7 protein-coding genes and 2 tRNA genes are annotated in these 14542 nt (G+C 56.2%); 4 read left to right on the top strand and 5 right to left on the bottom strand.

The window, feature by feature from the left end:
* The first annotated feature begins 143 nt into the window (after positions 1–143).
* Both ABGA49_RS02220 and ABGA49_RS02215 read left to right on the top strand, forming a co-directional pair.
* The gene (locus ABGA49_RS02220) at positions 144–1400 is read left to right on the top strand and encodes an autotransporter strand-loop-strand O-heptosyltransferase (protein WP_134318270.1); all 1257 of its coding nucleotides are present in this window, start codon (positions 144–146) and stop codon (positions 1398–1400) included.
* A 31-nt stretch (positions 1401–1431) separates the two neighbouring features.
* On the top strand, positions 1432–7962 hold the full coding sequence (locus ABGA49_RS02215) for an AIDA repeat-containing protein (RefSeq protein ID WP_347665074.1): 6531 nt from the start codon (positions 1432–1434) through the stop codon (positions 7960–7962).
* Positions 7963–8134: 172 nt separating this feature from the next.
* Here the strand turns inward: ABGA49_RS02215 and ABGA49_RS02210 are convergent.
* The 3 genes from ABGA49_RS02210 to mdtK form a co-directional block, all read right to left on the bottom strand.
* Positions 8135–8211 (bottom strand) — tRNA-Val (locus ABGA49_RS02210).
* 12 nt (positions 8212–8223) lie between these two features.
* Positions 8224–8300 (bottom strand) — tRNA-Val (locus tag ABGA49_RS02205).
* A gap of 151 nt (positions 8301–8451) precedes the next feature.
* Positions 8452–9825: an MdtK family multidrug efflux MATE transporter gene (mdtK, locus tag ABGA49_RS02200; protein WP_347665073.1), complete on the bottom strand. Its 1374-nt coding sequence runs from the start codon at positions 9823–9825 to the stop codon at positions 8452–8454.
* A gap of 319 nt (positions 9826–10144) precedes the next feature.
* Between mdtK and ABGA49_RS02195 the strand changes: the two genes are divergently transcribed.
* On the top strand, positions 10145–10789 hold the full coding sequence (locus ABGA49_RS02195; protein WP_347665072.1) for a riboflavin synthase subunit alpha: 645 nt from the start codon (positions 10145–10147) through the stop codon (positions 10787–10789).
* A gap of 71 nt (positions 10790–10860) precedes the next feature.
* Here the strand turns inward: ABGA49_RS02195 and cfa are convergent, their stop codons facing one another.
* Both cfa and punC read right to left on the bottom strand, forming a co-directional pair.
* Positions 10861–12009: a cyclopropane fatty acyl phospholipid synthase gene (gene cfa / locus ABGA49_RS02190; RefSeq protein ID WP_061495284.1), complete on the bottom strand. Its 1149-nt coding sequence runs from the start codon at positions 12007–12009 to the stop codon at positions 10861–10863.
* A 297-nt stretch (positions 12010–12306) separates the two neighbouring features.
* A complete protein-coding gene (gene punC / locus ABGA49_RS02185; protein WP_088236883.1) occupies positions 12307–13506 on the bottom strand; it encodes a purine nucleoside transporter PunC in 1200 nt (399 codons plus the stop codon).
* 113 nt (positions 13507–13619) lie between these two features.
* On the opposite strand from punC, the gene punR reads away from it, so the two are divergent.
* Positions 13620–14531 (top strand): DNA-binding transcriptional activator PunR, encoded by a 912-nt coding sequence (gene punR, locus ABGA49_RS02180; protein WP_088236882.1) that lies wholly within the window; start codon positions 13620–13622, stop codon positions 14529–14531.
* The last annotated feature ends 11 nt before the right edge of the window (positions 14532–14542 follow it).

Raw genomic sequence — 14542 nt, 5'->3', positions numbered from 1 at the left:
TACCATTAATCGACTCTTAATGAGACTCAATAAATTTATGAAGACATTCGCTCTGGATTATTGCATCCGGAGGTCGGCTGGTGCCTGCTTATTATTTACTGCCAGCCTTATTTAATGCTTTTACTCATGATTAAGGTTGGGCGATGACGACTTCCGCAGTGGTTGGTCATGGATATGCTTTTATTTCACCGCCAGAATTCCCTACTCAGCAGGGGCCAATGGGTATCCTGTATGATTTTAATGACGGTGCCCGGTTACTGTTACCGCCCGGCAACTGGCGGGTAGAAATAAGCGATGAAGAAACGGGAAATATCCTCTTTTCCGACGATGTCGCACAGGGCTGGGTGATCAGCACAAAAAAGTATTATGTGCGGTTTCGTCTGCGAGTCTGGGACGGTGTTCAGTCGGAACCCGTGCTGGATCACGTTCTGGATATGCACGGCAAAAAGGTGCTGGTCTCATTTCCCTGCGGTACGCTGGGCGATCTCATTGGCTGGGTACCTTACGCCGAACGCTTTCGACAGACGTACCAGTGCAAGGTTGATTGCACCATGGCACAGCCCATCGTCGATCTTTTTAAACCTGTCTATCCACAACTCAATTGTTTTACTCCTGAAGCCTGGCAGACCGGGCCGGGCGTGAGTGAGCCGCCCTATGCCAGTTGGCGCGTCGGGCTGTTTTTTCATGGCGATCTCAACAAGCAACCATTTGATTTTCGAGCCGTTGGTCTGCACCGCAGCGCCGGTCATATTCTCGGTGTCGACCCCACCGAAATCGTTCCGGATCTGCGCCAGCGTAGCTCACGTCGTATCGCCGAACCCTACGTCTGCATTGCGACTCAGTCCACCAGCCAAGCCAAATTCTGGAACAACGGCAGCGGCTGGCATGAAGTGATCGACTATCTCAAAGAGCAGGGCTACCGCGTGCTGTGTATCGACAAAGAGCGCGTGGTAGGGCGCGGTTACATTTGGAACAAAATCCCCCACGGCGCGGAAGATTTCACCGGCAATCTGCCCCTCGCAGACCGCGTGGCGCTGCTGGAGCACGCCGAATTCTTTATCGGCCTCGGCAGCGGTCTCTCCTGGCTTGCCTGGGGCTGCCGTATTCCGGTGGTGCTAATCAGTGGATTCAGCCTGCCTAACAGCGAATTTCATACCCCCTGGCGCGTCATCAACACGCATGTCTGCAACGGCTGCTGGGATGACGTGCGGTTTAATTTTGATCATCAGGACTATTTCTGGTGTCCGCGCCACAAAGGCACGGAACGCCAGTACGAATGCACACGTTTTATCACTGGCAAGCAGGTCATCGGCCATCTTCGTCGGCTGATTGCCCTGCAAAGCGATCCCTTTGGCATCAAAACAACAGCATTTGCAGACCCCGATCAACACGCCGCCTGACGGATGAGGGAAGGGTTTCGAGGACATTAAAATGAAGAAAAGTCTTAACTGCAGTTACCGGCTGGTGTGGAATGACATTCAGCGGGCGTTCGTGGTGGTTTCAGAACTGACCAGGGCGAAAGGCAAGCGTGCAAGTGGCGCGGTGTTGATCTCGGCGGCGGTGGGCGGCATGTTTGCAAGCTGCGGGGCGATGGCGTTCACCCTGGATGTCACTGGTTCGACGCGGGATGAGGTGGTACAGGAGGGGGTACAGAACGTGCGCACCGGTGGGTTAGCCACCAACCATACTATTGGCAACCGCGGTACCCAGATAGTGGCGGGCGGCCAGACCGTGGATACCCGCGTTCAGAATGGCGGTTCGCAGATTGTGCGTCAGAACGGTCAGACGACCGGGACCGTTATCACTGACGGGGCACAAATTGTTGAAGTGGACGGGACGGCAACAGGTTCGCGACTTAACAGCGGTGGCAAGCAGGCGGTCGCCGGTAGGGCAAATGGCACCATTGTCGGTGCTGGCGGTGTGCAAACTGTGCTACAGAGCGGGGTGGCAAGCCAGACGATTATTAACAATAGCGGTGTGCAAGCCGTTAACGGCAATTCTACCCAGGGTGTCATTAACGCAGGCGGCATCCAGCTCATCAACAGCAGTGGTTTTTCTCAGGACGCGACGGTCAACAGCGGCGGCGTTCAGCACGTTAACGTCGGCGGTTCCGCTGCTGACACCGCCATTTTTGGCGGCGGCAAGCAAGTCGTGGCCGGCACGGTATCGGGTGCGCACCTCAATGACGGTGGCGCACAGCTGGTTCAGCAAACCGGCAAAGCCACCGGTACTATCATCAACAACCGCGGCACACAAACCGTAGACGGCACCGCGATCTCCGCAGTTGTCAACGACGGTGGTACCCAACTGGTGCATAGCGGCGCGCTGGCGGCGGGCACAGCCGTGAACAGCGGCGGGGTTCAGCATATCAATCAGGGCGGGGCAGCCTCCGACGGCGTAGTGTTTGGTGGCGGCACCCAGGTCGTTGCGGGAACCGCATCCGACACCAGCGTCAACGATGGTGGTGCGCAGCTGGTGCAAAAAACCGGTAAATCAACCGGTACCATCATCAACAATCGTGGCACGCAGACTGTAGACGGTCAGGCCATCTCCTCTATCGTCAATGCTGGCGGTACGCAGCAGATTAATCGCGGCGGGCTGGCCACAGGCGGCGTAGTGAACACCGGTGGGCTGCAACATATCAGCGAAGGCGGTGCGGCATCCGATGCCATTTTGCTCGGCGGCACACAATTGGTAGAAGGCACCGCCTCTGGCACCGTCATCAATAACGGCGGGCTGCAACAGATTCACGCCAGTGGCATGAGCAGTGATGCGGTAGTTAACGCCGGCGGCGAACAGGATGTCGATGGCGTCTCGTTTTCAGCAGAAGTGAATGACGGTGGTCTGCAGAAAGTCCGCAGCGGCGGTGCTGCCTCCAGCGCAGTGATTAACAGTGGCGGTATTCAGAATGTGCTCTCAGGCGGGGCAACTGCTTTCACCACGCTGTTGGGCGGTATTCAGCAACTGGCGGGGGTGGCGGCAGACACCATCATCGGTGCAGGCGGCGTACAACACGTGCAGGTTGGCGGTAGCGCCACCGGATCGCTGATCAACGATGGCGGCCTACAGCGCGTGGATGGCACAGCCACCTCATCGGTTATTTATAACGGCGGCACCCAACTGGTGAACCGTGGCGGGCTGGCGGATAACGCTACCGTTAACAGCGGCGGCCTGCAACACATCAATGAAGGCGGCGCTGCGTCCGACACTACGGTGTTTGGCGGCGGTCGGCAAGTTGTTGCCGGCACGGCCTCCGGTACCAGCATCAACGACGGCGCTTACCAGCTTGTCCAGGCCACCGGTAAAGCCACCGACACCATCATCAACAGCGGTGGCACACAGGCGGTAGACGGCACGGCGATCTCCGCCGTGGTCAATGATAGCGGTGTTCAACTGATCCACTCCGGCGCGCTTGCCACGGGCTCGCTGGTTAATTCCGGTGGTCTGCAGCACATCAACGAAGGTGGTGCTGCTTCGGATGCGTTGCTGTTTGGCGGCACCCAGATTGTTGAAGGTACGGCATCCAACACTCGTGTGGACTCGGGTGGTGTGCAGCAGGTTCACGTTACCGGGAAAACGACTGACAGCAAAATCTATGACGGTGGTTTCCAGGATGTTGACGGTACGGCTAATGGCACGATCGTCTACACCGGCGGGAAACAGGTGATCCGCAGCGGCGGTCATGCGAACAACACTCGCGTCGATAAAGATGGCGTGCAGATTGTGCGTGCCAACGGTGCGGCCTCCAAAACGACACTGCTGGGCGGAACGCAGCAGGTAGCCGGGTTGGCGGATGACACGGTCATCGGCGATGGCGGCATCCAGCACGTCCAGGTGGGCGGTCTTGCTACTGGGTCGCTCATCAACAGCGGCGGTCTGCAGCGCGTTGATGGTTCAGCGACTTCTGCTGTCGTGAACAACGGCGGGGTGCAGTTGGTGAACAGGGGGGGGCTGGCTGCAGGTTCCATCATCAACAGCGGTGGTTTGCAGCACATCAACCTTGGTGGCGCGGCGTCTGATGGCACCATCTTCGGTGGCGGCAAACAACTGGTGGCAGGAACCGCGTCCGGAACCAGCATCAGCGATGGTGGTCTGCAGATTGTGCAAGCTACCGGCAAAACCACCAACACCATCATCAACAGCGGCGGTGTTCAGAGCGTGGACGGCGATTCCACCTCATCGGTGGTACGCAACGGCGGCACTCAACTGGTGAATAAGGGTGGCCTGGCGACAGACACCACGGTGAACAGCGGCGGCCTGCAGCATATCAATCTCGGCGGCTCGGCGGCTGGTGGCACCATCTTCGGCGGCGGAAAACAGGTGGTGGCGGGTACGGCGTCGGGTACCAGCCTGAATGATGGCGCCTATCAGATCGTCACCACCAGCGGGAAAGCGGTCGGCACCCTGATCAATAGCGGCGGTGTGCAGAGCGTCGATGGCAACGCGACGTCGGCGGTGGTGCGCAACGGTGGTACCCAACTGGTGAATAAAGGTGGCCTGGCGGCAGGCACCACGGTGAACAGCGGCGGTGTGCAGCACATCAGCCTCGGTGGGGCGGCGTCTGACGGCACGGTGTTCGGCGGTGGTACTCAACTGGTAGAAGGCTCTGCGTCTGGCACCAGCATCAGCGACGGCGGGGTACAACTGGTGACCAAGAGCGGTCAGGCCAGCGGCACACTGATTAACAGCGGCGGCGTACAGCGTGTCGACGGGCAATCGTTCGACGCGGTGATTAATAACGGTGGCATGCAAATCGTTGACCCGTACGGCTGGTCACGCCAGAGCGTCATTAACGCTGGCGGAACGCAGATCCTCAGCAACGCCGCAGTGGCGATCTCCACCGTGTTGAACGGCGGTGAGCAGCACATCAATAACGGCGCAAAATCCTTTGCTGCGCGCCTGCTGGGCGGTACGCAGAATATCGGCAGCGGCGGGCAAGCCTTTGAAACACGCGTCGAGAAAGGGGGGGTACAGAACGTTAATTCGGGCGGTTACACCTACGGTGGGACCATCTCCACTGGCGGCAGACAAAACGTTGCCTCAGGCGGCGTTACTGATTTCACCTTTATTGATGGCGGTTTACAAGTGGTTGACGGAACCTCGATTGTCAGCATCGTGAAAAACGGCGGGCGTCAGGTGATTAACAAAAACGCCAATGCTGAAGTCTCTGTGGTAATTGATGGCGGCATTCAAGAGGTCTTCGGCACTACCACCGGGTCGGAAATCACCAATGCAGAGCAGCGCATCTATGACGGAGGGGCCGCGACCTCTACTGTGCTAAGCGACGGTGCAGTGCAGGGGATTTATGATGGCGCAGTGGTGACCGATACCCGTAACCGCAACAGCATCCAGAACCTCTACAGCGGTGGGCGCGCGGAAAACACCCTGATGGATAATTTTGCGGTGCAGAATATCGCTGCGGGTGCAACGGCGGTGAAAACCTCGATGATCAACTCCAGCCAGCAGAATGTGCGCGGCAGTGCGGTTGATACCGAACTTTCCGCGAACGGCGTGCAGAATATCTACCGGGGCGGGACCGCGACTCGCACGACGCTCTACGAGCGCGGCATCCAGAATATCTACAGCGGGGGTTCATCGGTACTTGCTGTCATCCAGGCTGGCGGGATCCAGAACGTGCTTAACGGAGGGACCTCCATCAGCACCACCATTAACGATGGCGGCACGCAGAACGTAAGCAGCGGCGGGACGGTCATCTCCACTATCATCCGTGAAGGCGGGATCCAGAACGTTAATGACGGCGCGATCGTTATCGACAATATGGTGGTGGGTGATCAGGTGGTCAATCAGGGCGGTACCGTCGCCTCGTCCACCGTCAGCGAAAATGGCACCCAAAGCGTCAGCTTCGGCGGCACGGCTATTGCTACTACTGTTAGCAAAGGCGGCGCCCAGTTCGTTCGCGCCGGGGGCGTGGCGGATCTGACAGCGATTGAGCGCGGCGGCATACTGGCGTTGGAAGATGGCGCAACGGTCACCAATATCAACCTCAATAGCGGCGCAGCGTTGATGGCAGGCACTGACACCTCGCTCACCGGCACCAACGCGCTTGGCAGTTTCTCCATTGCCAATAGTGTTGCGGAAAACGTACTGCTTGAAAATGGCGGCCTACTCTTGGTTGCTGCAGATGGCACTGCCAACAATACCGTAGTAAGCGAGAACGGTACGTTGAGCGTTGCCGAGGGCGGTATGCTGACTGGGGTAACCCAAGTCAACGACGGCGCTACGCTTGCCGGTAACGTTAACAACAGCGGCGAACTGCATATCATCACTGATACCAGCAACAACACCATTAACGCGGCCATTTCCGGCAACGGTACGCTGTATAAAGAAGGTGATAACACGCTGACCCTGAGCGGTGTGCTTGATCAATCTGGGGGTACCTATCTGCAGAGCGGTACCCTGGTGTTCAGCGGGCTGGATGCCGTGACCGACATCATCGCCCAGCGCGGCACCTCACTACAGCTGACCAACGGCACCTCGCTGACCGGGATGATCGACCCGACAGATCTGACCATTGATGCCGGTTCAAATTGGCTGATGACTGCTAACTCCCTGCTCAATAACCTGACACTCGGCGGCTCGATAGATTTCCAGGCACCGACCGGGACCTTCGTTCCGAAAACCCTGACTGTCACCAATCTGGTAGGCAATGGTGGCACCATTACCCTGAACACCCTGTTTAACGGCAATACTGCAGTGAGTGACAGCCTGGTGCTGGACGGCGGTACAGCGACCGGTAATACACAGATCGCCATCCGCAGTCAGGGCGGTCTGGGTGCACGTACTACCGGCAACGGCATTCAGGTGGTGAATGCTATCAACGGTGCGACTACGACCGATGATGCCTTCAGTCTCAGCGGCAGCCTGCAGGCAGGTGCATATAACTACACCCTGCAACAGGGCAGCGCCGACCAAAGCTGGTATCTGACGACTGCTGATGCGGGTAGCAACGAGAACGGCCCGCAGAACTACCGTTCGGCAATGTATCTCTATAACTCCCTCTATGCTCAGGCTATGGACTACGACAGTGCGCTGCTCGGCTCGCTGGATGCACGTCGCTATGCGGCGCGTACCGCAGCCGAAAGTGGTAGCAACATGTGGGCCCGTTTCCAGGCCGGCCAGATGAGCCACGATCACGGCAGCAATGATTTGCGTAGCGGCAACACGCCGGACAGTAAAGGCGGCTATACCTTCCTGCAGATCGGTAGCGATCTGTGGCAGGGATCGGCCTCCACCATGGAATGGACCGTTGGCGTGTACGGTGCGGCGGGACTTTCTGCCGTCGATGTGCAGCGCAACAACAAATCGAAAGCCGGTACGGTACGTGACGACGCTTACAGCGGCGGCCTCTACCTCAACGGTGTGCATGAGAGTGGCTGGTGGATGGATGTGGTAGCCCAGGGGACACGCCACAACTTCGATACCAACCCGCGCGACGGAGATGGCCTGAAAACCCACGGCTGGGGCTACCTTGGCTCCGTCGAAACCGGTTTGCCGTTTGAGATTGGCGGCGGCCTGGTGTTGGAACCGCAGGTCCAGTACCAGTATCGCGGAGTGAACCTTAAAGAGGGTAATGATGACGTTGCAAACGTGCAGTTCGGCGACGGTCACAGCCAGCAAGTACGTGCTGGTTTGCGTCTGGGCAATAACGCGACGCTGAAAGAGACAGGCAAACCCGTACCGGTAAGCTGGTGGGTGCGTCCATCCTTTATCCAGACCTTCGATTCGAAGGGCACGCTGAACGTCAACGTGCCAGGCGTAGCAGGCAGCGAGGTCGCATTTAATCCGGATCAGGACGGGACAGCGGCAGCACTGGATGTCGGTATCGATGGCCAGATCCGCGATAACGTTACCCTCGGTGTGCGGGCAGGCTATACCCGAAGCATCAACGACGCTGGCACCGGCGGTTACGGCGGTCAAATCACGCTGAAAGTCGGATTCTGATCGCCAGGCTGTAACGCGAAAAGCCGCGCCGAAAGGTGCGGCTTTTTTATGCCTGTTTTTTTCAACGCATACGGGAAAGTTGCATTATCACTGTCGCTAAGGCGCAATCGGCGTGGCGGTGATGTTTATGCTGAAATGAAAAAGCGGAAGAAAAACTGAGAGTTACTAAGAATGGTGCGTCCGAATGGACTCGAACCATCGACCCCCACCATGTCAAGGTGGTGCTCTAACCAACTGAGCTACGGACGCACTGAGAAGGAATGGTGCGTTCAATTGGACTCGAACCAACGACCCCCACCATGTCAAGGTGGTGCTCTAACCAACTGAGCTATGAACGCAGTGTTGTGGTTGACAACGGGGACGAATATTAGCGGCAGGTCGGAGAAGTGGCAAGCGGAAAATGGCAAATTTATTCCTGAATTCACGCGATTGCGGAACAACTGAACAAAACGCTGTGAAAGTAGCCGCCAGCTGGCGGCTACAGCCATTTTAACGTGCGGCGCGCTGCAAAATCGTTGCCGAAGGCAGGCGTTGCAGATAGCGCATTCGCAGCATTATCAGGATTGCTGCAGACGTCAGGCCAATAATAAAGCCCATCCAGAAACCGGCCGGGCCCATTCTCCCGACCACGAGATCGGTCAGCGCCAGAATATAGCCAGACGGCAGCCCCAGCACCCAATAGGCGGTAAAGGTGATAAAAAAGATCGAACGCGTATCTTTATAGCCGCGCAGGATACCGCTGCCAATCACCTGAATGGAGTCGGAGATTTGGTAAATCGCCGCCAGCAACATCAGGTGCGAAGCGAGCGTCACCACTTCCGGGTTTTTGTTATAGAGCAGGGCGATTTGTTCGCGCATCAGCACGGTGAAAACCGCCGTCACCGCTGCCATACACACACCGACGATCAACCCGGTGTGCGCCGAGGTCTTGGCATCCAGCGTGGATCCCTGGCCCAAACGGAAGCCCACCCGGATGGTCACCGCTGCGGCCAGTGACATCGGCAGAACAAACATTAGCGAACTGAAGTTAAGTGCAATCTGGTGACCCGCCACATCGACAATGCCCAGCGGTGACACCAACAGGGCCACGACCGCAAACAATGTGACTTCAAAAAACAGGGCCAACGCAATGGGCAACCCCAGTTGCGCAAGACGCTTTAGCACCTCGAAATCGGGTTTAGCGAAACGCTGGGCGTGCTGAATGTCGCGCATGACGCGGGCGCGTTTTACATACATCCGCATGCAGATGAACATCACCCAATAGACCGATGCGGTTGCCACGCCGCAGCCGACGCCGCCCAGTTCCGGCATACCGAAATGACCATAAATAAAGATATAGTTCACCGGGATATTTACCAGCAAGCCGACAAAGCCCATCACCATGCCAGGCTGAGTGCGGGCCAGACCTTCGCACTGGTTGCGCATCACCTGAAAAAAGAGATAGCCAGGCGCCCCCCACATCAACGCGCGTAAAAAACGCACGGCTTTTTCCGCCAGAATCGGGTCGATGTTATGCATCGCATGAATGATATGACCGGCATTCCACAGCACAATCATGATCAACACCGCCACAATGCCCGCCAGCCAGAAACCCTGGCCCACCTGGTGAGCGATGCGATCGCGACGTCCGGAGCCGTTTAACTGGGCAATTACCGGCGTCATTGCCAGCAATAGACCGTGACCGAAGAGAATAGCGGGAAACCAGATAGAGGTACCAATAGCGACAGCGGCCATATCCGTGGCGCTATAGCCACCCGCCATGACTGTATCAACGAAGCCCATTGCAGTCTGGGCGACCTGCGCAACAATGACCGGCAAGGCGAGTGCCAGTAACTGACGCGCTTCTGTAACATACTTCTGCACGAGAACACCTTTATATTGTTTTGTAGTTATAAGAGAGAATGGAACAACCGTTCAGGAAGGAGTTTTTCCTTGTGCTAAAAACGATGCCGCACTGCGATAAATGCGGCATGTGTTCAAATATTACCTGTTAAGCCCCGTTTTTGCCATGTTAACCCTGCATCAACACTCTCTTGCCGCACGCAGACCGTTGTTCATCTTATTGTTATCTGTTCGGGAAAACGCCCGGCGGTGGGATTGAGACTGGCAACGGCAATTTCCACCTGTTATTGTGCGTAAAGAAAACGGTAACGCCGTATGAATGGGAACAGGAGTGGTAGGTATGTTTACTGGTATTGTACAGGGCACGGCAAAACTGGTGTCTATTGATGATAAACCCAATTTCCGCACCCACGTCGTTGAACTTCCTGAGCATATGCTTGATGGCATCGAAACCGGTGCTTCCATCGCGAACAATGGCTGTTGTCTGACCGTAACGGCCATCGACGGCAGTCGTATTAGTTTCGATTTAATGAAAGAAACGTTGCGTATTACCAACCTGGGTGAGCTGGGCGTTGGTGATGAGGTAAACGTGGAGCGCGCGGCGAAATTCAGTGATGAAATTGGCGGACATCTGATGTCCGGCCATATTATGACCACTGCGGAAATCGTCAAAATCCTCACGTCGGAAAATAATCGCCAGATTTGGTTCAAGGTGTCGGATCCGACCTTGATGAAATACATACTCTATAAAGGCTTTATCGGTATTGATGGCATCAGCCTGACGGTGGGGGAAGTAACCAGCAGCCGTTTCTGTGTGCACCTGATCCCGGAGACGTTGCAACGCACCACGCTCGGAGCCAAAAAACTGGGGCATCGTGTCAATATTGAAATTGATCCGCAAACGCAGGCGGTTGTCGATACCGTTGAGCGCGTACTGGCTGCAAAAGAGGCTGCCGCTGTCGCTGCTGTGATTAGCGAAGAGTAATGGCCTCCTGACGGGAAAAATAAAAAAGGCCGCACATTGATAATGCGGCCTTTTTACAAGGGGCTAAGGGATCAGCGCGCCACGCGCAATCCCCGTTCAATACCGCGACTAAATACTACCTGCCAGAGCTGGATATCCCGCGCGCGAAACGCGCCCGCGCAGGCGTTCAAATAGTAGCTGAACATCCGTTTAAACCGTTCGGAGTAGTTATCGGCAATCTCCGGCCATGCGTCAAGGAAACGGGCATACCACGCCATCAGCGTGCGGTCATAATCGGCGCCAAAGTTATGCCAGTCTTCCAGCACGAAATGCGCCTCGCTCGCGTCCGCGATCTGGCGTACGGAAGGCAGGCAACCGTTAGGGAAAATATAACGGTCAATCCATGGATCAACGTTGTGATCGGTACGTTTAGAGCCGATGGTATGCAGCAGGAAAATGCCATCGGGTTTGAGATTACGATCCACCACGCTGAAATAGGTCGCATAGTTTTTCGGCCCGACATGTTCAAACATACCGACAGACACAATGCGATCGAACTGGTCGTTCATGTCGCGGTAATCTTGCAGGCGGATCTCCACATCGAGGCCTTCACACCGCTGTTGCGCCAGTTTTTGTTGCTCGGCGGAAATGGTGACGCCCACCACGCTGACGCCGTAATTTTGCGCCATAAATTGCGCCAGCCCGCCCCATCCACAACCAATATCGAGCACGCGCATCCCGGGTCTTAACTGCAACTTTTCACAGCAAAGCCTCAGTTTAGCCAGTTGCGCGTCCTCAAGGGTGTCGGCCTCTTTCCAGTAGGCGCAAGAGTATTGCATCTGCGGATCCAGCATGCGGGTAAACAAGTCATTACCGAGATCGTAATGCTCTTTACCCACAATCCAGGCCCGTTTCTTACTCTGCAGATTAAATAATCTTGCTCCGGCAATGCGGAGAGTGTCTTTCAGGTGGTGCGGGAGTTGGTTTTCCAGGCCGGCGCGGAGAACTTTGGTGAAGAAGATGTCCAGCCGGTCGCAATCCCACCAGCCATCCATATAACTTTCGCCGAGTCCGAGCGAACCTTCCTGTAAAACGCGTTTGAAAAAATCAGGATTTTTCACCTGAATATCTGAAGCTGCGGGGCCATTAACCTGGATACCGGCGCGGCTCAGTAGCTCGTTTGCTATACGGAACCAATTATCATCCCGTACGCTGACTTCTTCTATACACGATGAACTCATAACTTCTCCATCACTAACCAGTGATCAGAACCTTCAAACAGCGTAGACGCTTTTTCGGGCTTGTGAGAAATCTCACGGTTTTCGCCGTGAGGCTGATATCCGACGTAGAACAGAGGAAGGGAGAACCCTTGCCGAAAGGCCATCCATGGTGAAACGGGCGTAATCCGACGCCCGTTACTACATAATATTTATCGTATTTATAAAACAGCGAAATTTAGTATAGGCTTCAAAATCAGGTGATTCAACAGAAAACTGTTAGCATGCTAATCAGTGACTTAGGGATAATCGCCGCAGCGACTATCCCCGTGAGGATGCTGTTGTGGTGGCCTCTTTCGCATACCTGCGATGCGGTTGCCGTTGCAGACGATATCCCAGCGTCGCCAGCAGTACCATCGACAGCATTACGCTGGTGGTGGTCAGTAGCGGCGTGGCGATAAGCCATGAGACCACCAGGCTTGCGAGGAAGCACAACCCAAGTTGCAGCGTATTTTGCAGCGCGGCGGCACGGCCGGTTGCCTGCGGAAAAGGGCGTAATGCCTGGGCAACCACGATGGGATAAATAGCGCCATTGGCCATTGCCATAACGCAGAACGGGATCAGCAGTGCGGTCAGCGACACGTTCGGCATAAAGCCGACAGCCCAGGTGGTCATCACGCTGAGGGCAAACGCACTTAGCAGCCAGGGAAGCAGTTGTTCGCCTTGCCACTTCTGTAGCGCAGCGCGGCAACCATAACCCCCCACCAAAAATGCAATGGTCTGTGGTACATAGCTCAGGCCGATCGCAGAGGGGCCGTACCCCATCTCATGCAGGATAAACGGTGAGCCGGTCAGCCAGGCGAAGAAACTGGCGGAACAGGCCGCATAGATAATCACATTGCCACGATAGTCGCGGGCGCGCAGCAGATCCATAAATGTCAGCGACTGCTCATCCGGCGCCGTTGCCTCAGCCGACGATTTCAGGCGTAACGCCGGGATCATCAACACCAGCGTAATCACTAGCAGCGTGGCAAAGATTGCCTGCCAATTGAGATGCGCAAGGATCCACGCGCCGAGCAGGGGGGCCAGCGCGGGTGTCAGCCCGACCAGCGGCATAATTGTGGCGAAAATACGGTTAACACGGTGTGACGGGTAATAATCCGTGACCAGCGCCTGCCAGCTTACTGTTGCGGCGCAAACCCCGACGGCCTGTACAAAACGCAGCACCAATAACAGCGTGGCGTCCCGCACCCATACTGTTCCCAGACAGCCCACAGCGAAAATCCCCAGGCCGGTTAACAGAATCGGTTTGCGCCCATAGCGATCCGATAACGGTCCCCACAGCAGTTGTGCAACGGCAAACCCGGCCAGAAACAGGCTCAATGTGGCGCTGACAACAGCGGAGGAGGTCTCTAAATCTTGCTGAATAGCGCTGAACGCGGGCAGGTACATATCGGTGGCTAAAAAGCCCAGCACGCTTAATCCCGCGAGCCAGACTAAAAATCCTTTGCCAGGTTGCATTGTGGTATCTCTTCTTTGTGCAGGTTATCAGGGTTGTCGAGTGTAAGGAGTGCATTCCCCCTTGTGAAACGCTAATATTTGCGAAATGGTTTCAAATTTTTTGCAGGCAGATTATGTGGTCAGAATATTCGCTGGAAGTGGTAGATGCTGTGGCGCGTAACGGCAGTTTTAGCGGCGCGGCTCAGGAGTTGCACCGCGTGCCTTCTGCTGTCAGCTACACCGTGAGGCAACTGGAGGAGTGGCTGGCGGTTCCACTGTTTGAACGGCGTCACCGCGATGTGGAGTTAACGCCCGCTGGCGTCTGGTTTTTGAAAGAAGGGCGTTCTGTTATCAAAAAAATGCAGGTCACCCGTCAACAGTGCCAGCAGATTGCGAATGGCTGGCGCGGGCAACTGGCGATTGCGGTGGACAACATTGTCAGACCCGAACGCACACGACAGCTGATCGTCGATTTTTATCGTCACTTTAGCGATGTGGAACTCCAGGTTTATCAGGAAGTGTTTAACGGCGTCTGGGATGCACTGGCCGACGGGCGTGTTGAACTGGCTATTGGTGCAACGCAGGCTATCCCGGTCGGTGGGCGCTATGCTTTTCGCGATATGGGAATGCTGAGCTGGAAGTGTGTGGTTTCCTGTCGGCATCCGCTGGCGGCGCTGCCGGGCCCATTAAGTGATGAGACGTTGCGTAACTGGCCCTCACTGATACAGGAAGATACATCACGCTCGTTACCGAAGCGCATTACCTGGCTGCTGGATAACCAGAAACGCGTGATGGTACCGGACTGGAAATCATCCGAAGCCTGTCTGTCTGCCGGGTTGTGCGTGGGAATGGTCCCGGCGCATTTTGCCAGGCCCTGGCTCGATCGCGGGGAGTGGGTGGCGCTGGAGCTGGAAAATCCCTTCCCGGATGCCGCTTGTTGCCTGACGTGGCAGCAGAACGAGGCATCACCTGCACTGAACTGGCTTCTTGAGTACCTGGGGGACAGTGAAACGCTGAATCGGGAATGGTTGCGGGAGCCGGAATAAGGGCTCCCGCA

This window comes from Kosakonia sp. WA-90, from assembly GCF_039871955.1.
GTDB lineage: Bacteria > Pseudomonadota > Gammaproteobacteria > Enterobacterales > Enterobacteriaceae > Kosakonia > Kosakonia oryzendophytica.
The sequence above is the reverse complement of the archived record's forward strand: the minus strand, read 5'-3'. Positions and strand labels throughout refer to the sequence as shown.

What these genes read in the sequence shown, in the direction of transcription:
- ABGA49_RS02220 (WP_134318270.1), top strand. Translation starts at nt 144, where the DNA reads ATGACGACTTCCGCAGTGGTTGGTCATGGATATGCTTTTATTTCACCG.
- ABGA49_RS02215 (WP_347665074.1), top strand. Translation starts at nt 1,432, where the DNA reads ATGAAGAAAAGTCTTAACTGCAGTTACCGGCTGGTGTGGAATGACATT.
- ABGA49_RS02195 (WP_347665072.1), top strand. Translation starts at nt 10,145, where the DNA reads ATGTTTACTGGTATTGTACAGGGCACGGCAAAACTGGTGTCTATTGAT.
- cfa (WP_061495284.1), bottom strand. Translation starts at nt 12,009, where the DNA reads ATGAGTTCATCGTGTATAGAAGAAGTCAGCGTACGGGATGATAATTGG.
- punC (WP_088236883.1), bottom strand. Translation starts at nt 13,506, where the DNA reads ATGCAACCTGGCAAAGGATTTTTAGTCTGGCTCGCGGGATTAAGCGTG.
- punR (WP_088236882.1), top strand. Translation starts at nt 13,620, where the DNA reads ATGTGGTCAGAATATTCGCTGGAAGTGGTAGATGCTGTGGCGCGTAAC.